General features: G+C 55.8%; 20 protein-coding genes and 1 pseudogene. 14 read left to right on the top strand and 7 right to left on the bottom strand.

Translation table 11 applies throughout. From position 1 onward, the window contains the following. Window positions 1–5: 5 nt before the first annotated feature. Window positions 6–935, top strand: a complete 930-nt coding sequence (locus CUC55_RS12215) for an electron transfer flavoprotein subunit alpha/FixB family protein (RefSeq protein WP_067647437.1) — start codon at window positions 6–8, stop codon at window positions 933–935. A 120-nt stretch (window positions 936–1,055) separates the two neighbouring features. After that, a complete protein-coding gene (locus CUC55_RS12210; RefSeq protein WP_103088206.1) occupies window positions 1,056–1,937 on the top strand; it encodes a 3-hydroxybutyryl-CoA dehydrogenase in 882 nt (293 codons plus the stop codon). A gap of 12 nt (window positions 1,938–1,949) precedes the next feature. Here the strand turns inward: CUC55_RS12210 and tlpA are convergent, their stop codons facing one another. Next, window positions 1,950–2,618 (bottom strand): thiol:disulfide interchange protein TlpA, encoded by a 669-nt coding sequence (tlpA, locus tag CUC55_RS12205; protein WP_067647431.1) that lies wholly within the window; start codon window positions 2,616–2,618, stop codon window positions 1,950–1,952. Between the two features lie 24 nt (window positions 2,619–2,642). On the opposite strand from tlpA, the gene argH reads away from it, so the two are divergent. The 4 genes from argH to CUC55_RS12185 all read left to right on the top strand — a co-directional run bounded on the left by argH (window position 2,643) and on the right by CUC55_RS12185 (window position 8,431). Next, window positions 2,643–4,043, top strand: coding sequence for an argininosuccinate lyase (gene argH / locus CUC55_RS12200; protein ID WP_103088031.1), 1,401 nt, complete (start codon window positions 2,643–2,645; stop codon window positions 4,041–4,043). A gap of 95 nt (window positions 4,044–4,138) precedes the next feature. Beyond that, complete coding sequence (lptM, locus tag CUC55_RS12195; protein ID WP_067647425.1) at window positions 4,139–4,336, top strand: LPS translocon maturation chaperone LptM; 198 nt, start codon at window positions 4,139–4,141, stop codon at window positions 4,334–4,336. A gap of 11 nt (window positions 4,337–4,347) precedes the next feature. Then, on the top strand, window positions 4,348–5,616 hold the full coding sequence (gene lysA / locus CUC55_RS12190) for a diaminopimelate decarboxylase (protein WP_103088029.1): 1,269 nt from the start codon (window positions 4,348–4,350) through the stop codon (window positions 5,614–5,616). Window positions 5,617–5,770: 154 nt separating this feature from the next. Beyond that, window positions 5,771–8,431, top strand: coding sequence for a TIGR02302 family protein (locus CUC55_RS12185; RefSeq protein WP_103088028.1), 2,661 nt, complete (start codon window positions 5,771–5,773; stop codon window positions 8,429–8,431). A gap of 60 nt (window positions 8,432–8,491) precedes the next feature. On the opposite strand, the gene CUC55_RS12180 is transcribed toward CUC55_RS12185, so the two are convergent. Both CUC55_RS12180 and hpt read right to left on the bottom strand, forming a co-directional pair. Continuing rightward, window positions 8,492–8,860 carry a response regulator gene (locus CUC55_RS12180; protein WP_103088027.1) on the bottom strand — a complete coding sequence of 123 codons (369 nt, stop codon included), beginning with the start codon at window positions 8,858–8,860 and terminating at the stop codon, window positions 8,492–8,494. A 148-nt stretch (window positions 8,861–9,008) separates the two neighbouring features. Next, window positions 9,009–9,554 (bottom strand): hypoxanthine phosphoribosyltransferase, encoded by a 546-nt coding sequence (gene hpt, locus CUC55_RS12175; protein WP_103088026.1) that lies wholly within the window; start codon window positions 9,552–9,554, stop codon window positions 9,009–9,011. Window positions 9,555–10,502: 948 nt separating this feature from the next. On the opposite strand from hpt, the gene ftsE reads away from it, so the two are divergent. From ftsE to CUC55_RS12150, 4 genes are all read left to right on the top strand, one after another. After that, window positions 10,503–11,162, top strand: a complete 660-nt coding sequence (gene ftsE / locus CUC55_RS12165) for a cell division ATP-binding protein FtsE (protein WP_103088025.1) — start codon at window positions 10,503–10,505, stop codon at window positions 11,160–11,162. A gap of 1 nt (window position 11,163) precedes the next feature. Beyond that, window positions 11,164–12,159, top strand: a complete 996-nt coding sequence (locus CUC55_RS12160; RefSeq protein ID WP_425352830.1) for a cell division protein FtsX — start codon at window positions 11,164–11,166, stop codon at window positions 12,157–12,159. A 50-nt stretch (window positions 12,160–12,209) separates the two neighbouring features. After that, window positions 12,210–12,911 carry a YdcF family protein gene (locus CUC55_RS12155; protein WP_103088023.1) on the top strand — a complete coding sequence of 234 codons (702 nt, stop codon included), beginning with the start codon at window positions 12,210–12,212 and terminating at the stop codon, window positions 12,909–12,911. A 128-nt stretch (window positions 12,912–13,039) separates the two neighbouring features. After that, a complete protein-coding gene (locus tag CUC55_RS12150) occupies window positions 13,040–13,831 on the top strand; it encodes a lysophospholipid acyltransferase family protein (protein ID WP_103088022.1) in 792 nt (263 codons plus the stop codon). On the opposite strand, the gene CUC55_RS12145 is transcribed toward CUC55_RS12150, so the two are convergent. Next, on the bottom strand, window positions 13,810–14,346 hold the full coding sequence (locus CUC55_RS12145; RefSeq protein ID WP_103088021.1) for a gamma-glutamylcyclotransferase: 537 nt from the start codon (window positions 14,344–14,346) through the stop codon (window positions 13,810–13,812). The two genes, CUC55_RS12150 and CUC55_RS12145, sit on opposite strands and share 22 nt — an antisense overlap. 46 nt (window positions 14,347–14,392) lie before the next feature. Here CUC55_RS12145 and CUC55_RS12140 point away from each other — a divergent pair, with 46 nt between their 5' ends. After that, entirely contained in the window at window positions 14,393–15,394 is a 1,002-nt protein-coding gene (locus CUC55_RS12140; RefSeq protein ID WP_067647396.1) for a DUF2125 domain-containing protein, read from the top strand. 3 nt (window positions 15,395–15,397) lie between these two features. On the opposite strand, the gene CUC55_RS12135 is transcribed toward CUC55_RS12140, so the two are convergent. From CUC55_RS12135 to CUC55_RS12125, 3 genes are all read right to left on the bottom strand, one after another. Beyond that, window positions 15,398–16,327 (bottom strand): prephenate/arogenate dehydrogenase family protein, encoded by a 930-nt coding sequence (locus CUC55_RS12135; RefSeq protein ID WP_103088020.1) that lies wholly within the window; start codon window positions 16,325–16,327, stop codon window positions 15,398–15,400. Beyond that, a complete protein-coding gene (gene hisC, locus CUC55_RS12130; RefSeq protein WP_103088019.1) occupies window positions 16,327–17,433 on the bottom strand; it encodes a histidinol-phosphate transaminase in 1,107 nt (368 codons plus the stop codon). The genes CUC55_RS12135 and hisC overlap by 1 nt, the downstream gene beginning before the upstream one ends. Before the next feature lie 83 nt (window positions 17,434–17,516). Next, complete coding sequence (locus CUC55_RS12125; protein WP_103088018.1) at window positions 17,517–18,278, bottom strand: class I SAM-dependent methyltransferase; 762 nt, start codon at window positions 18,276–18,278, stop codon at window positions 17,517–17,519. Between the two features lie 96 nt (window positions 18,279–18,374). Between CUC55_RS12125 and gloB the strand changes: the two genes are divergently transcribed. From gloB to CUC55_RS23635, 3 genes and pseudogenes are all read left to right on the top strand, one after another. Continuing rightward, entirely contained in the window at window positions 18,375–19,145 is a 771-nt protein-coding gene (gloB, locus tag CUC55_RS12120) for a hydroxyacylglutathione hydrolase (protein WP_103088017.1), read from the top strand. Beyond that, the gene (locus tag CUC55_RS12115; protein WP_170063878.1) at window positions 19,145–19,579 is read left to right on the top strand and encodes a cupin domain-containing protein; all 435 of its coding nucleotides are present in this window, start codon (window positions 19,145–19,147) and stop codon (window positions 19,577–19,579) included. Before gloB ends, CUC55_RS12115 begins: the two co-directional genes overlap by 1 nt. A gap of 155 nt (window positions 19,580–19,734) precedes the next feature. Then, a pseudogene (locus tag CUC55_RS23635) lies at window positions 19,735–20,171 on the top strand (IS5 family transposase); the annotation flags it as partial. Window positions 20,172–20,469: the final 298 nt, after the last annotated feature.

Raw genomic sequence — 20,469 nt, 5'->3', positions numbered from 1 at the left:
TTACAATGGCCATTCTTCTTCTGGCAGAACACGACAACGCGACCCTTTCCGACCAGACAGCAAAGACGCTGACGGCAGCAACACAGATCGGTGGCGATGTGACCGTTCTGGTTGCCGGTTCCAACGCCAAGGCAGCTGCTGATGAAGCCGCAAAGCTCTCAGGTGTGTCCAAGGTCCTGCTTGCCGACGACGCATCCTATGCCAACCAGTTGGCAGAGCCACTGGCAGCGCTCATCGTTTCACTTGCCGCCTCTTACGACGTCATCATCGCACCTGCCACGGCATCGGCCAAAAACGTCCTGCCGCGCGTGGCAGCCCTTCTGGATGTGGCACAGGTTTCCGAGATCATTGAAGTCATTTCGCCTGATACCTTCAAGCGTCCGATCTATGCCGGCAACGCCATTCAGACGGTCCAGGCAAGCGACGCGAAAAAGGTCATCACCGTTCGCACCTCGACCTTTGCCCCGGCGCAAGCTGGTGGTTCCGCTTCGGTCGAAGCCGTCGCTGCAACTGAAAACCCCGGCGTTTCCTCCTTCGTTTCGGATGCTCTGGCTTCGTCTGACCGTCCAGAGCTGACATCTGCAAAGATCATCATCTCCGGTGGCCGCGCGCTCGGTTCGTCTGAAAAGTTCAAGGAAGTGCTGTTGCCTGTGGCGGACAAGCTGGGTGCCGCCGTCGGCGCATCGCGTGCAGCCGTTGACGCAGGTTATGCGCCCAACGATTGGCAGGTCGGCCAGACCGGCAAGGTCGTCGCCCCACAGCTTTACATCGCGGTCGGTATTTCCGGCGCCATTCAGCATCTGGCTGGTATGAAGGATAGCAAGGTCATCGTTGCCATCAACAAGGACGAGGAAGCGCCGATCTTCCAGGTAGCAGATTACGGGCTTGTCGCCGATTTGTTCGACGCTCTGCCAGAGCTCGAAAAAGCACTTTGATCTTTTCTCATTTTAAAAGCGGCGCGTTTTTTGAACGCGCCGCTTTTGTTTTTCGACAATACGCGTAACATCACCACAGAGCCAAAGCGCTCGAAACATGCCCTACAGGAGAACCACATCATGGCCGCCCCTATCAAGAATGTCGGTATTATCGGAGCCGGTCAGATGGGATGCGGCATTGCGCATGTTTCGGCGCTGGCGGGCTACAAGGTTCACATCTACGATCTCGCCAAGGATCGTATCGAAGCCGGACTTGCCACCATCAATGGCAACCTCGCCCGTCAGGTGAGCAATGGCAAGATGCTGGACGAGGAGCGCAAGACAGCCCTCTCGCTGATCGGGGGTTCTTCCGACGTCAACGATCTCGCGGCAATGGATCTGGTCATCGAAGCAGCCACCGAGCACGAAGAAACCAAGCGCAAGATCTATGCGCAGGTCTGCCCGGTTCTGAAACCGGAAGCACTTCTTGCGACAAACACGTCATCTCTTTCTATCACCNGACTTGCATCGGCCACTGACCGACCGGAACAGTTCATGGGCATCCATTTCATGAACCCGGTTCCGGTCATGAAGCTGGTGGAGCTAGTACGTGGCATTGCCACCGGCGAGCAGACGTTTGAGACCGCCAAGAACTTCGTGCGTTCGCTGGACAAGGCGATCACGGTTGCCGAAGACTTCCCGGCCTTCATCGTCAACCGCATTCTCCTGCCAATGATCAATGAAGCGATCTACACGCTTTACGAAGGTGTTGGCTCGGTCGAAGCCATTGACACAGCGATGAAGCTAGGCGCAAACCATCCTATGGGACCATTGCAGCTGGCAGACTTTATCGGTCTCGACACCTGCCTGTCGATCATGCAGGTTCTGCATGATGGCTTGGCGGATAGCAAATATCGCCCCTGCCCGCTTCTGGTCAAATATGTCGAAGCCGGATGGCTTGGCCGCAAATCCGGTCGTGGCTTTTACGATTACCGCGGCGAGACACCGGTCCCGACACGGTAAGCTTCACCAGCCTTATTTTGCTTTCGCAAAGTCCACGAGCGCTTTGGCGTCCTGGCTGTCCCATGCAGCCGGGCCGTTCATCGACCCTAGCAGACAGCCTTGATCATCGATCAACAAGGTTGCAGGAAGTCCGAATGCAAGGCCTTCCTTTTTCAAGGCATTGAACACGCCCATTGAGCTATCGCGATAAAGCTTGAGGGAATCGATGCCATATTCGCTCATGAACGTTTTCGGCTTTTCATCATCCCCNGTATCGATGTTGATGGTGACGACTTCGAAGTTGTTTGCGCCCTTTTCCTTTTCAAGCGCGTTGAGCGCTGGCATTTCTTCACGACACGGCACACACCACGTGGCCCAGAGATTGAGAAGAACCGTCTTGCCCTTCAGGTCAGCTTGCGTCATCGCAGCACCATCTGGTCCTTTGAAGGACAAAGGAATGACACGCGGGCGCTCGCTCGCCGACATGGCTGCAACCTGCCCCTTGAGCAACGGCTTTAAAGACGCGATGCGATTGGCCGCACCTTCACATAAACCGGATTGCGCCGCGACTTCCCCTTGAACCTGACCTTCAGACCCAATAAGCCTGAACATCACCACGCCCGCGCCGCAGACGATGCCGGCAACGGCAGCAATTGCAACAAGTCTGGCGGATGGAAGCCTGAAAGGCCTTTTTTCTGTCATTGAATACTCCAGGGCAGGCAAAACATGGCTGATGGCACCGAACAGAAATCCTCCAACCAGATGTGGGGCGGACGTTTCGCTTCCGGTCCCTCCGCCATCATGGAAGAGATAAATGCGTCCATCGGCTTCGACAAGAAGCTTTATGCGCAGGACATCCGCGGCTCAATAGCGCATGCCACCATGCTGGCCGCAAAGGGCATTATTTCTGGCGAAGATAAAGACAAGATCATTCACGGCCTGAACACGATTCAGTCAGAGATCGAAGCCGGATCGTTCCAGTTCTCCCGTAAGCTCGAAGACATTCACATGAACATCGAGGCACGTCTGGCCGACCTCATCGGCCCTGCCGCCGGACGACTACACACGGCCCGTTCGCGCAACGACCAGGTGGCACTCGATTTTCGCCTGTGGGTAAAAGAAGAACTGCAAAAGACCGAGGCAATGCTGACCGCGCTGATCGTCGCCTTCCTCGACCGTGCAGAAGAACACGCCGATACCGTCATGCCGGGCTTTACCCATTTGCAGACGGCCCAACCAGTTACCTTCGGCCATCACTGCATGGCCTATGTGGAANTGATTGGTCGTGACCGCGCTCGTGTTCGCCACGCTATCGAACATATGGACGAAAGCCCGATTGGTGCTGCGGCGCTAGCCGGCACCAGCTACCCCATCGACCGTCACATGACGGCAAAGGCGCTCGGCTTTCGAGAGCCGACGCGCAACTCGATCGACACCGTCTCCGACCGCGATTTTGCGCTCGAGTTTCTGTCGATTGCGTCCATCTGCGCTACGCATCTTTCGCGTTTGGCCGAAGAAATCGTCATCTGGTCGACGCCTCAATTCGGCTTCATCCGCCTGTCCGATGCTTTCTCTACCGGCTCTTCTATCATGCCGCAGAAGAAAAACCCGGATGCAGCAGAGTTGGTGCGTGCCAAGACCGGCCGCATCAACGGTTCGCTGATTGCCCTTCTCACCATTATGAAGGGTCTGCCACTCGCCTATTCCAAGGATATGCAGGAAGACAAGGAACAGGTTTTCGATTCCGCCGAAAGCCTGGAGCTCGCCATTGCTGCCATGACCGGAATGGTTCGCGATCTGGAAGTGCGCGCCGATAAGATGCGGGAGGCTGCCGGTTCCGGTTATTCCACTGCCACGGATTTGGCCGATTGGCTGGTGCGCGAGGCAGGCTTGCCTTTCCGCGAGGCCCACCATGCCACCGGCCACGCCGTCGCGATGGCTGAACAGAAAGGCTGTGATCTGGGTGATCTTTCGTTGGAAGATTTGCAGTCGATCAATCCGGCGATCACAGCTGGCATTTTCGATGTCCTGTCAGTGGAAGCATCAGTCGCCAGCCGCACCAGCTTCGGCGGCACCGCACCTTCGGAGGTGCGCAAACAGATCGCCTGGTGGCGTGGTAAAAACTGATCAATCTGCCGTTACGCCAGCATCAAAAGAAACAGGGTGCACAAGCGCCCTGTTTTTCGTTATCAGGAATGCAGAGATTTCCTTTGGACAGGCCCATGCTTTCAAAAACTGTGCGTAATTTCATCGTTCCCATCGGCGTGACGCTTGCCGTTAGCCTTGCTCTTTCCAGCTGCGGTCGCAAAGGCGACATCGATCCGCCAAGCACACCGAAAGAGCAGCGTAATCTTCGCTCGACGGATGGCAAGGTACAGCCGACGCCGGAACGGCCGTTTATTCTCGATAAGCTCCTTTAAGGTCTGACGACGTGAACCATTTCCACTACATCGACGGCGTGCTTCACGCCGAAAACGTTTCCGTGCCCGAAATCGCCGAGGCAGTTGGAACGCCGTTCTATGTCTACTCCACGGCAACGCTGGAGCGGCACTACAAGGTGTTTTCGGATGCTTTCGCCGATGTAGACGCGATGGTTTGTTATGCCATGAAGGCAAATTCCAATCAGGCCGTTCTGAAAACCCTGGCAAAGCTCGGCGCTGGCATCGATGTCGTCTCCGGTGGAGAATTGCGCCGCGCGTTGGCAGCGGGCGTTCCGGCAAGCCGCATCATGTTTTCGGGCGTCGGCAAAACGGTTGCCGAAATGGATTTTGCGCTCGAAGCCGGTATCTATTGCTTCAACATAGAATCCGAACCTGAGTTGGAGGTTCTGAACCTGCGCGCCATCAAGACCGGCAAAAAGGCGCATGTCTCCTTCCGAATCAATCCCGATGTCGATGCGGGCACCCACGCCAAGATTTCGACGGGCAAGAAAGAAANCAAGTTCGGCATTGCCTATGAGCGCGCACGCGCGGTTTATACCCATGCAGCCACCCTGCCCGGCATCGTCGTCAGCGGCATCGACATGCATATCGGTAGCCAGATCACCGAATTGCAGCCGTTCGAGTCCGCATTCCGTTTGCTGCGGACACTCGTTGAGGCGCTACGCGGCGATGGTCACACGATCAGCCACGTCGATATCGGCGGCGGCCTCGGCATTCCATATCGCGAAGACAACAACCCACCACCCCTGCCAGATGCCTATGCCTATATCGTCAAGAACGAACTGAAGAGCCTGAATTGCAAGATCATCACCGAGCCTGGCCGCCTGATCGTCGGCAATGCCGGAATTTTGGTGACGGAGGTGATTTATGTGAAGGATGGCGGCGAGAAAACCTTTGTTATTGTCGATGGTGCGATGAATGACCTCATCCGCCCAACGCTCTACGAGGCCTATCACGGTATCCGTCCCGTCGTTCAACCTGCGACCGACGCACCGCGCATCAAGGCGGATATCGTCGGCCCCGTCTGCGAAACAGGCGATTATCTGGCGCTTGACCGCGAGATGGCCGCGCCCGAACCTGGTGACTTGATTGCTGTCAGTTCTGCAGGTGCCTACGGCGCGGTGCAGGCCGGAACCTATAATTCTCGCCTGCTGGTGCCTGAGGTTCTGGTCAAGGGCAGCGAGTTTCATGTCATCCGTCCACGCGGCACATACGAGGAATTGATCGCACTCGATTCCCTCCCAGCTTGGCTTGATTGATCACAATTGAGCGAATAGGCCTGAAAAACGGGTGTTAGCGCTCAGCTCCCCTCGTCTTCGCCATAAAGAGTGTTATCTTCACTCTCGTTGCACGAAATTGTTTCGCCGTTTCAAAACGGCTAAATCGGGTGGCCAGAACCGGGAGAACGGATTGATGACCACAGCGAAACAAGGCGGAAAAAGCGGTTTTGAACGCAGGCCCGACCTTGCGCGGCGCGTGGCATCAAAACGGCTTATCGCAAAGCTGGTCATTGTTGCAGAACGCTTGGCGCCCAAGACCCTAGCACCGCTGTCCATCGCCGCCCTGTTCATTGCGCTTGGCTGGTTCGGCCTTTACCGGCAGATGCCGGATGTGTTGCGCTGGGTCGTCGTCTTTGTTCTGATTTTCGCGTTCATCACGTCGCTTCTGCCGATCACGCGCCTGAAGTGGCCGACGAAAGATGAGGCCTCCCGCTTGCTGGAAGAGCGCAATGGCTTGCCCCACCAGCCAGTTGGTGTGCAGGAGGACGAGCCCGCCTTCGAGACCCCGTTTGCCCGTGCGCTTTGGAAAGAGCATCAGTTACGCATGGCGCAGCGGATTGCAGCGCTTGACGCAGGCCTTCCCCAGCCTGACATCGCCCGTCACGACCAGATGGCGTTACGCGCCATTCCAGCTTTGATCTTGGTTGCCGCTTTCGGCTTTTCCTTTNCCAATGGCGCTGGCGATATTGCCGATGCATTTCGCAATCGCCCAGAGGCGGGACCAGCCAACCCCGATATCCGTCTGGATGCCTGGGTGACGCCGCCTTCCTACACCGGGCGCGCACCAATTTTCCTGACGGGCAATAATGCGACCGCGACGGACGCGATCTCCATGCCGCAAACCTCCAAACTGACCATTCGCATGACCGGCGGAGAGGGCGACGAGACTGTAACCTTCGAGCCCGATGTGGGCGGAAAGATCAAGACACTTGCCCCGGAAGGCGCGGAAAAGCCCGGCACTCAAACCGTTGCCGCGACAGAACCGGAAGCAACCGATGCACCACGTGCACCGCGAACTTTCGCCATGGACGTATCCGAAAGCGGCACGGTGGAAGCCAATGGTCAGCACTGGCAGTTCAACGTCATACCGGATAGAGCGCCGACAATCATCTTCGACAACCTGCCGCGCCGCGCCGTGAACGGTGCCTTGGAAATCGGCTTCACCGCCAAGGATGACTACGGCATTCGCGAAGCCCATGCGGTGATCGAGCCTATCGGCTTGGCAGCTGGTGCAACGCCGCTCTATCCGCCGCCAGAATTCAAACTTGACCTGCCGCGTCAAAATGCGCGCGACATGAAAGGCGTGACCAGCCGCAACCTGACCGAACATCCCATGGCGGGGAAAAGGGTTCGCATCACACTTGTCGCAACAGATGGAATGGGTCAAACCGGCCGCAGTCCCTCGCAGGAAATGATCCTGCCCGGTCGAAATTTCTCAGAGCCACTTGCTGCGTCCATTGTTGAGCAGCGACAGATTTTTNCGCTCGATACACGTCAGATGCCAAAAGCCGTCGCTTTCAATGAAGCGGTTGGCATGCGCCCAGACGAGACCATTCCAAACACCACGCATTATCTCCTACTGCAATCCGCCCAGACACGCATGAAGCTCGCCTATAATGACGAGATGTTGAAAANCACATCAGATTATCTGTGGGAAGTTGCTCTTGGTATTGAGGACGGCGACCTTTCGCAGGCGGAACAAAGACTTCGCGATGCGCAGAAAGCGCTATCGGAGGCTATCGATCGCAAAGCCGGTGATGAGGAAATCGCCAAGCTGATGCAGGAGCTTCGCGAAGCGATGAAGGAGTTCATGAGCGAACTTGCGGAGCGCATGCAAAATGCCCCACAGGCCAACATGAACCAACAAGCACAAAATGTGCTGCGTCAACGCGATCTGGAAAACATGATGAACCAGATCGAAAATCTGGCGCGTTCCGGCAACCGTGATGCGGCACAGGAAATGCTCTCGCAGATGCAGCGCATGATGAACAACCTTCAGGCCGGTCGCCCGCAGCGCGGACAGCAGGGTCAGCAACAACAACAAAACAGCCAGTTGCGCCAACAGATCGACAAGCTGGGCGAGATCATGCAGCAGCAACAAAAGCTGATGGATGAAACCTTCAAACTTGACCAGGCCCTTCGCGACCGCATGCAGCGCGGCGACCAGCCCCAGCGTGAAGAAGGCGGCGACCCGCAAATGGGTGAAAACGGACAGCAACCACCCGGCCAGCAGGGCCAGCCGCAGCAAGGTCAAAACCCGACCGACCAGATGACCGCCGAACAGTTACGCGAAGCGTTGAAAAACCTTCGCCAGCAGCAGGACGGACTCGGAAAGCAGTTGGGTGACCTGCAAAAGGGCCTGCGCGATCTCGGCATGGAGCCCGGCCAGAATTTCGGCAAGGCAGAGCAGGAAATGAAGGGCGCCGGCCAGGCTCTGGGCGACAGCCAGGGCGAGCAGGCCGTCGAAGGCCAGGGCAATGCGCTGAACGCGTTGCGCCAAGGCGCGCAGGATATGATGGGCCAGATGATGCAAGCCATGCGCCAACAGGGCCAGCAGCCCGGCCAGGGACAGGAAGGCATGATGGGTCAAGGCGGCCAGAACGGGCGCGATCCGCTCGGTCGCCCGCGTGAAAGCAACGGCCCTGATTTCGGCGATAACCAGGTCCGCGTTCCCGACGAAATCGATGTTCAGCGGGCCCGTGAAATTCTGGAAGCCATTCGCGAAAAGCTGGGCAATAACCCGCCCGGCGAAGTCGAACGCCGTTATTTGGAACGACTTTTGGACATTCAGTAATCACATCAAACAAACGAAAAGAGCGGTCAAACCGCCCTTACTCATTCTATTTGGGAGAGCTCAGGCTGGAACGGCTGCCAAGGCCCGCGCAACCGCTTTGCGGATATCTGGAAGGGCAAACGGCTTTGGGATGACGTCGATGATTTTTNCCATCAGGTCATCGGCGCGTTCGCGCTGCTCGGCATAACCCGTCATCAGGAGAATCTTCAGGTTCGGAAATTGCGAAGCCGCGCGGTGCGCCAGCTCGATTCCATCCATGACAGGCATGCGGATATCGGATAGCAGAAGGTCGAACTTGCCTTCGCTCAGTTNCTCGAAACCCTGCTCGCCATCGGCAGCTTCATAAGTCTCGTGTCCGTCCAGACGCAACGCGCGGGCCACGAACGTCCGCAATGCATCTTCGTCTTCAGTAATTAGTATTTTTGCCATTTNCCATCGCTCCTGGTATTCATTCCAGCGAGCTCAAACTCGGTCATTTCCCTTTGCAAGAGGTAAATGAAANTGGCCATCTCAGTGGCATGGTTAACAATCCATGCTTGTATCGGCCACCGAGCGTTGCAAAATGAAACAGTGACGCCTAATCCGCATCGCCGGTGACAACGCCGACAAACGGCAGTTCGCGGAAGGCGTAGGCCACATCCATGCCGTACCCAACAACGAAGTAATCAGGGCATTCAAAGCCCACATAATCTNCCTCGAGCTTTTCCTTGCGCTTGACTTTCTTGTCCAGCAAGACGGCAATCGAGACATTGCGCGCGCNACGTTCGTAAAGCAGTTCCTTGGCAAACAGCAGCGTGCGGCCGGATTCGAGAATATCGTCGATCAACAGAACATCACGGTCTTTTACGTCGCTGTCGATGTCCTTCACGATCCTCACACCCTGCGACACCATTCCGGTCCCGTAGCTGGACAAGGTGATGAATTCGACTTCAGGCGCCAGCCCGCTGTCATGCAAAGCGCGGATAAGATCAGCTGCGAAAATAAACGAGCCTTTGAGAACTGCTATAACCAAGAGGTCATTCGTCGGCCCGCTGGCAATTCGCTTGGCCATATCCCGATTGCGTTCGGCAATCTGCTCGGCTGTGTAAAGCGGCTCGATATTTTTTCCACGGACGACGGGCATGTCTTCTCCTGCGTTTTAATCCCGCGTGACCTGTCACATGACACGGCCAATCGGACGGAAAGAAGGGCGTCGGGTAGCACAGTCAGCGTTCGGAAACACCCGTTTTGGCAAAAGAAAGCCTGATCTCAGGTGTTTTNCCACCGGGATGGCGAAATTTCGCTGAGAATCCCTGGCTTGAGCCGCGATTGATCTCTGATACTGGCGGCTCGATAACCATGCTGGCGACCTTCTCCCCATCGGCAGCAAACAAATCGGCGCGAATGGCCGGTATCTTCTGCACTTCGCCGCTTTTGTTTTCAACGACGCCGTTGATAACAAGCACCTCCATCCCGCCCGCATCCTGAGGAACAAAACTGACATGGGAGATGATGAGCGGGTCCGAGGGAGCCGCCACGGCTGCCTTTTCGATCGGCATCATTGTAAAACCACCGGACAACAGAAAAACGCTGACGACGGCAGCGGCAACGATTGCAGAATATCCATCAACCGAGAGACCTGAGAGTTTTTNGTCAATCCAGTTGACGAAAGAGCGTAGCGCGCTGAATGCGGACACAGCTTTTGGTGCGGCCTGTTGATAAGCCGTTCGCCTATTGTCGTTTCCGTAGTCACGGAATGAGGTTTCCTTTATCGTGACAAACTCGGCATCTACGATATCTGGATCGTGACGCGTTCGCCATGTTTGACGCAGTGGGGTTTCTGGCATCAAAAGGTCCAAGTCGAGTGTCGCATTCCGGCGAGATGAACGGAACATACCCATGAAGTTCCCTCGGTCAGGTTTTCGGCCCGATAAAAACTGGGCATTGAATGAAGTCCTGCCTAGTCGTAAATTTAATTGGTTAATGCTTTGCAAAGATCGTCTACTGAGTCGCCCAGACGCGCCATTCAGCGTTTGAAAGGCACCGTAACGATGCAAATCTGTCGCCACGGAAGCAAAAGACTGGAAATTCGTTGATCCATTTNGAAAATGTCGGATTGCGGTATGGCATGGGCCCGGAAATTTTGCGGGACATGACCTTCGATATTCCAAAAGGTTCGTTTCAGTTTCTGACAGGCCCATCTGGCGCAGGTAAGACGACGCTTTTGCGTCTGCTTTTGATGTCGCTGCAGCCGACTCGAGGGCATATTCGCATGTTCAGCCGGGATGTCGCGCGTATTCCTCGCAGCGAACTACCACTGCTGCGCCGACGCGTGGGTATCGTCTTTCAGGATTTTCGCCTTCTCGATCACCTAACGACCTATGAGAACGTCGCACTGCCGTTGCGCGTGCGCGGCAAGGACGAGAGTGCCTATCGCAACGATGTGATCGAACTGTTGAAATGGGTTGGGCTGGGCGAGCGGATGAATGTGCTGCCTCCAATCCTCTCTGGCGGGGAAAAGCAGCGCGCGGCCATAGCCCGTGCATTGATGGACCAACCTGAGATTCTGCTCGCCGACGAACCGACCGGCAATGTCGATCCACCCATGGCGAAACGTCTGCTCAACCTGTTTCTGGAGCTTAACCGGCTTGGTACAGCTGTGGTTATCGCCACCCACGATTTNGCGCTGATGGATCAGGTCAATGCCCGCAGGATGATACTGACGGAAGGGCGGCTCGACGTTTATGAATGAGATGAACCGTAAAGCCTTGAAGCCAGAGCAGAAGAAAACGCAAAAGCTACCGCAGATGCGCATACGTCCCATGGCGCCCATTCTGCCGCCATCCAACATTCAGGGCAACGCGCTGATCGTGGTGATTGCGATCATGGCGTTTCTGGCCTGCCTGACTTTGGGCGCTGTCAGCATGGTGCGCGCAACCGCCTCGACCTGGCAAAGCCAGATCTCCCGCGAAATCACCATTCAGATCAAGCCGGACGAAGGGCTGGACATGAATGCGACACTGAACAAGGCCCGCAATCTGGCGCTCAGCTTCGTCGGTACGCGAGAAGGCACGATCATGGACGAGGCCGCGACCAGCCGTCTGCTGGAGCCATGGTTGGGCTCTGGCCTCGACCTGTCTGAACTCCCCGTGCCTCGCCTCGTCATCATCACCATTGATGAAAGCAATCCGCCTGATTTTGAGGCGATGCGAAACATGTTAAAAGCCGAGATTCCACAAGCTTTTCTGGATGACCACCGTACTTGGGTAGATCGCCTTGTTTCAATGGCGCATACCACTGTCATGATCGGCATCGGCGTTCTCGTCCTGGTTTNCAGTGCGATGGTTCTGACCGTGGTGTTTGCCACACGCGGCGCGCTTTCAGGCAACCGGCACATCGTGGAGGTGCTGCATTTCGTTGGGGCCGAGAGCAGTTTTGTTGCGAGGGAGTTTCAAAAACACTTCCTGAAAATCAGCCTCAAAGGCTCAGGCTTTGGAAGCGCATTGGCAGCAGGTGTGTTTCTTGCTGCCGGGTTCTGGCAATCCCGTTCTCTGGCAACACCACAGAGCGATCAGGCGAGTGCGTTGTTTGGCACGTTTGCGGTTGGAGTTGAAGGATATCTCGGAATTTTTGCGACCATGATGGTCATCGCTCTTTNGACCACGATCACCGCCAGATTGACCGTTATCCGCACCATTGATGACATAGACCGCGTACGCTCGGACCCCTCCAAAAGCGAGGGCGTGTGAGGGTCTAAAACTGCCTGTTCCTTGCCTTAATCCGGGCTTATCGATAATTGATGGTAATGAGTCGCACAGACCCTCATGATGAACCGACACCAACGCCGCGAAGCAATTGGCTCTCGCGACGTGGACGTTTGCGCCGGTTTGTGCGTGCCGTTATCCTCATTTGCGTCGTGGTCATGGGGGCTGTTTTCGGCGGTTTCCTTTGGTTTGCCGATTCGGTTGCTTCCATGCGCCCGCCATCCTCAACCAAGGCCGACGCCATCATCGTTCTGACGGGAGGCTATCTGCGGATCGATCAGGCGGTTGGGCTGTTGCGCGATGGTGTAGGCAAACGCCTGCTGATTTCGGGCGTTAACCCTTCCACGACACGCACGCAAATCCGAAAAATGACGCAAAGTTCGCCTGACCTTTTCGCCTGCTGTGTCGATATGGGCTATCAGGCAGTGGACACAATCGGCAATGCGAACGAGGCGGCAAAGTGGATAAAGGATCGTGGCTACGCCTCGGTCGTCGTCGTCACCAATAATTACCACATGCATCGCAGCCTTTACGAATTGCGCAACACAAGCCCAGACACGAATTTCATTGCCTATCCGGTCATCAATTCGGACTTGGCCCGCACCAACTGGTTCAAGAACCCGGATGTCNTGCGCACGATGATCTCGGAATACATCAAATTTGTTGCAGCCGCAGTGCTTGATCTGACCGGCATGGGCAAAGGCGATGGCCTGCGCAATGGCTCATCTTCAGGATAAGACCCCACCGCTCAAGTAGATGATGGGTCTTGCTGAAACACACCGTTTTCGTGTAGGCGTTCGGCACTGCGCACAACATCGAAGATCGCTTCCTTCATAGACAGAGATGCGCCGGGAGAAGCTTTTTCATGCTCAGACTGCGCTCGATACTCTTCAACACGGCCTTCTATCTCAATCTCATTGTCCGCATGCTCGTGCTGACGCCAATTTATTTCATCGTACCACGAAAGCTGGCCTTTGAAATACCGAAGGCTTGGGCGCGCTCCAATCACTGGCTGATCGAAAAAATTGTCGGCACGACATTCGAAATAGAAGGGCTGGAGAATATCCCCGAAACCGGCTGTATATTTGCTCCCAAGCATCAGTCTTTCTGGGATACCTACGCGCTGCTGCCGAACCTGAAGGACCCCGTTTATATTCTGAAGCGGGAACTGATGTGGATACCCCTTTTCGGCTGGTATGTCGCCAAGCAGCGAATGATCCCGGTCAACCGTGCAGCACGTGGTAAAGTCATGCTCAAGGTCATGGAACGCGCCAAGGAAGAAATGGCCAAGGGCCGCGAGCTTATCATTTATCCCGAAGGCACCCGACGTCCGCCCGGTGCCGAACCGGAATATCGTTATGGTATCGCTCGACTTTACCGTGATCTCAATGTTCCCGTGGTGCCGGTTGCCATGCATCCCGGCCTGTTCTGGCCACGCCGNTCGACCATGCGTTATCCCGGCCACTTCAAGGTGCGCATTCTGCCGCCAATTCAGCCCGGCCTGAACCCGGATGTATTTTNCAAGACGTTGATCGAAGTGACGGAAANTGCGAGCGACGAGTTGCTGATCGAAACGGCACGCAACAATCCTGATCTTCCATTGCCGCCAACGGCGATCAAACGACTGGCGGAACTTCAGGAAGCAGCTGCGACCTGAGCGACGACCGTGGCCGCAACCTGCTCAAGCAGTGCATCACGAATGCCCATGTCCTGCAAATGCTGGACCGTATTTACGACGTAATCGACATTCGGGCCGGATCGACCTGAGGCGTTACGGACGATGTGGGCCGCCTCAGTTAGCGGAAGGTCGCCAATATATTGCTCATGGTCAGGATCGGCCACGTAAGTCATCGCCATCTCACGCCTGCCATCGACAAGACCGACCGCGATGACCCGCTCTTTATAGACATGGCTGACCAACTCACGCTCGCGAAGATACTCGATGACGGGTTCCCGGTCTGCGCCCGCCACACGAAATGCGACGCCTTGGCATGAGCCACCGCGCTCAAGCCCCAGCACCAGGCCGGGGTTTTCGTCCGTGCCACGGTAGACATTGGAGCGAATGCAAAGGGAGCGACGATAGCCGTACAGGCGTGCCTGCTGTCGTTCCTGAAATGGAAAGCCAGGGTTCCACATCAACGAGCCATAGCCAAAGACCCAAAANTCGTCCATATCGCAAGCCAAACCAAATCACCTCTGTGTACCATTGGAGATCATCATGGCAGCGTCAAGCCCATCCCGTAGCAACAGAAAATTCCTTTTTCTTGGTTTGGGGATAATAGTTTTCGTTGCCATTTACTCCGCAGGTTGGTTCTACGCCGCACAACGGCTTCAGGAAACCGTTATTCGTGCGCTCGCGCCCGGAGGTACGGCAAGCGTCAGCGGCGAGTGCCACGACATCGCGTTTCGGGGTTATCCATTCCGGATCGGTCTCTTTTGCTCGAAGGTAGACGTCAAGGACGCTCAAAACGAAGTGACCGCGTCGTTTGGTGCGCTGCGTTCGGCAGCACAGATTTATGCGCCGGGCCACATCGTCTGGGAACTGGATTCGCCTGCGACTATACAAACCGGGCACGGGCTCAGCGTCTCAGCACAGTGGACCAATCTGCAATCGAGCCTGACCACAAAGCTTAAAGGCATAGACCGTACGTCCCTCGTCATCGATGGGTTGAAAGCCACCGCCGTATCATCCGTCACTGCACAGACCATCGATTTCGACGCTGCAAAGACCGAAGTGCATCTTCGCCAAAATGGCGCGGACTTGGATGGCGCGATTACGTTGACCGACGCATCCACCGTCATTAAGGGTTGGCCACAGCTTTTGCCGCGCCTCAATGCCATCGGCGACGTGACGTTAGCCGGCAAAGCAGGCATGATCGACGGTAGTGATCGCACCGGGCTTTACGGTGCAAATGGCGAGTTGCGTCGAGTGATGCTTGATATCGGAGATGGCCGTACCATGCGCATCACCGGGCCTTTCTCATTTGATGATCAAGGTTATCTGTCAGGTCAGTTCAAACTGGAAATCGAAAAGCTCGGTGACTGGGCTGACAACGCCAAACAGGCCTTTCCGCAGTTGCAATCCACCATAGATACCGCCCGCAAACTTCTGCGGGCCTTGGCAGGCGGCGGCGATAGGGCGTCGGTCGATCTCGTCGTAGACCGAGGCCGCGCAACCGTCAGCGGCTTCATCCCTTTGGGGAAAATTCCGCCGATCTGATCACTATTTCTTTTGGTCTGGCGTAGGGCGGCCGAAGTTTGGTGTATCGACGTCCTGCCCAGCCTGAACGATGGAGCGGCGAATGGTCCGGGTGCGGCTGAAAAGCTCGAAAAGCTTGTCGCCCTCGCCCCAGCGGATCGCGCGCTGAAGATATGCAAGATCTTCAGAAAAGCGTGCCAGCATCTCAAGGATGGCATCCTTGTTGTGAAGGCAAACGTCGCGCCACATTGTGGGGTCCGATGCCGCTAGACGGGTAAAATCGCGAAANCCCGAGGCTGAGTATTTGATGACTTCAGACTCAGTGACCGTACCCAGATCATCCGCCGTACCGACAATGTTGTAGGCGATAATGTGAGGCAGGTGAGATACGATTGCCAGCACCTTGTCATGGTGCTCCGGGTCCATCTCATCAATGCGCGAGCCGAGCTTTTCCCAAAAACCCCTGAGTTTGCCAAGCGCAACCTCATCCGTTTCAGGCAGCGGCGTGAAANTGCACCATNGGTCACGAAACAGCCCGGTAAACCCGGCATCAGGACCGGATTTTTCCGTACCCGCCAGCGGGTGGCCAGGAATGAAGTGAACATTGTCCGGCATATATGGTGCCATCTGCGCAATGACCGACGCCTTGGTGGAACCCACATCGGTTACGATAGCACCCGGTTTCAGGTACGGAGCAATCTGTTCTGCCACGCTACCGGATGCGCCAACCGGCACTGAAACAATCACCAGATCGGCATCTTTNACTGCTTCCGCAGCCGACACAGTATAGGCCGTACCCAGCTCCAGTTCTTGCGCCCGTTGCAGAGTTTCTGCGCTTCGCGTGGAAATCATCACCTCTCGTGCAAGACCCAATTCCTTGATATCACGCGCAATGGAAGAGCCGATCAGACCAATACCGATCAGCGTAATACGGTCGAACAGAATGTCGCTCATTATGCTTTGCCCATGAATTCTTTAAGCGCAGAGATCACGCCAAGGTTCGCTTCTTCCGATCCAACCGTCATGCGCAGGGCATTGGCAAAACCGTAACCACGAACCGCGCGCAGCACAAAGCCACGACGCGTCAGGAACTCATCGGCGTCGGCTGCCCGCTTTCCATCTGTATCAGGGAAATGAATGAGGACGAAGTTCGCAACGGATGGCGTTACCGTGAGACCGAGGTCGGTAAAAGCGTTGTTAAGCTTTTCCAGCCATTCGAGATTGTGCGCCACCGCCTGCTGCATGAAACTCTGATCACGTATGGCAGCGGCACCGGCTGCGATCGCAGGCGCGTTCATATTGAACGGACCGCGCACACGGTTCAAGGCGTCAATGATCGCCGCTGGTGCATACATCCAACCCACACGAAGCGCCGCTAGACCATAAACCTTAGAGAAGGTGCGCGTCATGACCACGTTGCCGTTGCCGGAAACCAACTCCAGACCGGCCTCATAGTCGTTTTTACGGACATATTCGGCATAAGCCGCATCCAGCACCAGAATGACGTTCTTTGGCAGGCCAGCCTGAAGGCGGCGTATTTCAGAGACGGGAGCATATGTCCCAGTCGGGTTGCCTGGATTGGCTATGAAAATCATTTTGGTCTTCGGGGTGACGGCTGCGAGAATTGCATCCACCTCGATAGCGCAGTCTTTTTCCTTCACGGTCACGGCTGTAGCGCCCGCACCCATGATCTGGATTTNATAAACCAGAAANCCATGCTCGGTGATAATGGCTTCATCGCCGGTGCCGAGATAGACGTGGCAAAGCAGACCCAATAGTTCATCGGAACCGTTTCCGCACAGAATATTGGCCATGTTCAAACCATGCACGTCTGCAATGGCCTGACGCAAAGCCGTCGCCTGTCCGTCCGGATAGATTTCCAGATTGGATGCGGCAGCCTTGAAGGCCTCCATAGCTTTTGGGCTCGCGCCCAGCGGCGTTTCGTTGGAAGAGAGCTTATAGACCTTGGCGACGCCTTCGGCGTGCTCCTTGCCGGGAACGTAAGCGGCGATATCCAGAATACCCGGACGCGGAACAGGTTGGTTAAGCTCTGCACTCATTTCATCGACCTTCGAAAACGTACCGGAAANCCCGGCAAGACAATGCCGCAGGCATTAGACGGGAACGGGCCTCTTGTCGAGTGTCAGCGCGGCTTTTGCGCGTCTGGTGAGGTTCTGGTGGTCGGCACACCCTGCGGTGCCAGTACAGGCACGAAAACGCGGCGCGACGCGCGCTGGGCCACTGGCAGACCCTGATAGAGCCGCTTTTGTGCTTCCACAACAATGACGCCAGAAAAANCAGGCCACAGCTTTCGACCCGTGCTTTCCAAATATCGGCGCAAACGCAGGATCGATCGAACTTTNGTTGGAGGAAAAAACAAAGCTTCTGCCGTCGCACTCGGCGTGAAGTTGGTCTCGCGCAAAAGCGACGTCAACTGACTGCGTGAATAGGGCCGGCCTGAGCCGAAAGGTGTGTGCTCCACACGTGCCCAGACGCCACGTCTGTTCGGGACGACGATGACAAGGCGCCCACCAGGGGCAAGAACGCGCCACAATTCCTTCAGCGTTTCGCGCGGGTTCTCCGCAAATTCCAACGAGTGAACCATCAACACCCGGTCAATTGACGAATCCGGCAGCGGCAACTCTTCATCGAAANCCAGAGCCGTTGAGGATAGTTCTCCCGCGGGCCAGTTGATAGCCCCTTGTCCGGGAGGCATGAAGGCAAATGTGCGTTCTGCATCATGCCTGAACCGATCCAGAAACGGCACGGCGTAGCCCAACCCCACCAGCCGCTCGTCCGGCAAAGTCGGCCACAGCGTTGCCAACGCCATGGTTATGGCCTGCTCTGCAGAGCGGCCAAGCGGAGAGTGATAGAATTCGCGCAGATCGACAATATCAGTATTCATTGTCAGAATGTAGCAGGCATCAGGTGGACTTCAAGGCGGGGAAACCTACATTGAAACCCACTTTGATCTTAAAGCCTGCAAGATGGAGATGGAAACATGAAGCCGTTGGAAATAGAAGTTTTTCCATGCCGCAGTGATAATTTNGGGGTTTTACTGCACGACAGCGAAACTGGCGTAACGATTTCGATCGATGCGCCTGAAGAGGCGGTAATCCTCGATGCTCTCAACCGGCGTGGCTGGACATTGACCCATATTTTCACAACGCATCATCATCAGGATCACGTTGAAGCCAATCTCGCGCTGAAGGAAAAGTTCGCCTGCGAAATCTATGGCCCTTATGATGAGGCTATTGCGATACCCGGTCTCGACAAATCTGCCGCTGGTGGTGATGAATTCGAGCTGGCCGGGCGCCGAGTGCAGATTATTTCCACGCCGGGGCACACCGCCGGGCATATTTGCTATTACCTGCCGGATAATGCGTTGCTTTTTGCTGCCGACACGCTGTTCGCCATGGGTTGTGGACGATTGTTCGAACGCTCCGCGGCGGATATGTGGCATTCCTTTCAAAAGCTGATGGCGCTACCCGATGAAACCCACGTTTATTTTGGCCACGAATACACCCTGTCCAATGCCCGTTTTGCTGTAACGGTTGACCCCGACAACGCGGTGCTTCAGCAACGCGCCAGCAAAGTCGAGGTATTGCGAAAAAGCGGGGAGTTCACCATTCCCACGACAATTGGCCTTGAGAAGCAGACTAACCCTTACATGCGCGTTGCCGATCCCGCCATTCGTGCGCATCTTAACCTGCCCGATGCTACGGACGCCGAGGTTTTTGCCGAGATCAGGACACGGAAAGACAATTTTTGATGGAGGATGGCGTCCTGTCTGCCGGTGATATCATTCAGACCTTGAAACTGGAGCCGCATCCCGAGGGCGGTTTCTATCGCCAGACGTTTAGAGATGCGAAAGACGGCGAGCGCGGTCATTCAACGGCGATCTATTATCTGCTGGAAANGGGGCAACGCTCCCACTGGCACCGGGTGATCGATGCTGCTGAAATCTGGCACTACTACGCTGGTGCTCCATTAGCGCTCCATCTCAGCGTTGATGGTAAGGCAGTTGATACCGTAAAGCTTGGACCAGCTTTATTCGATGGCGAGAGGCCGCAAGCCATAGTTCCTGCCGACTGCTGGCAAGCAGCAGAAAGTCTCGGCGCTTGGACGCTTGTCGGGTGTACCGTCTCACCCGGTTTAACATTCGACAGTTTCGTCATGGCCGAACCCGGCTGGTCTCCGGGCTGACAGCTGTGGCTACAGTCTGTCAGGTTTAATTTGAACGATACCCCTGCGTGCCTGAGATAGTTTGCGCAATCTTGAGAGGCTAGGCTCAGGACTTATTAAATAACTTGCGGGGCGTGTTCTGTTTNGGTTCATTGAGGTCAAACGGAGACAGTGCGATGAGTGATTTGATGCTTTTGCCGGAGGCGCAAATGCGCCGGATAGAGCCTTATTTCCCATTGTCCCATGGCGTGCTGCGCGAGTACGGACCGCACAAGACGATCTACAATCGCTTCATCCGGTGGAGCAGGCTCGGCGTGTTCAACCGGATTTTGGCAGAACTGACCGCCAAACGCGGCAAGCCCGAACAGTTGATGATCGACGCAACCCATTTGAAAGCCCATCGCACCGCAGCCAGTCGGCTAAAAANGGGGATGTTCCCCGACATATCGGACGCAGCAAAGGCGGGTTGAACTCCAAGCTGCATGCTGTTTGCGATGGTCACGGCCGACCGCTGATCCTGATTCTAAGCGAAGGGCAGATCAGCGACTACAAAGGTGCNGCGCGGATGCTTCACGCCTTCCCCAAGGCAAAGTCGCTACTGGCCGACAAAGGACCCCGCACTGAAGAAACTTTCAGACGGCACGCATTTTGGGCCGTTAATGAACACATCGACGGGCGTCGTGCACGCATGGACAATTTGCCCACCCACACTCAAGCTCAAACACCTCGGCTGGATGAATCGATGATGGAAAATATGCTGAAGTTCAGCCTAGGTGTTAAAACGACCTCGGCCTCCCGAGGGAGGCCGGATAAAGTCTTGGTAGTCTTAGAATAATTTGGTTGCGGGGGCAGGATTTGAACCTGCGGCCTTCAGGTTATGAGCCTGACGAGCTACCGGGCTGCTCCACCCC

It is taken from the genome of Agrobacterium bohemicum (assembly GCF_002896715.1).
GTDB lineage: Bacteria > Pseudomonadota > Alphaproteobacteria > Rhizobiales > Rhizobiaceae > Agrobacterium > Agrobacterium bohemicum.
This window is presented reverse-complemented; position numbering and strand designations above follow the sequence as displayed.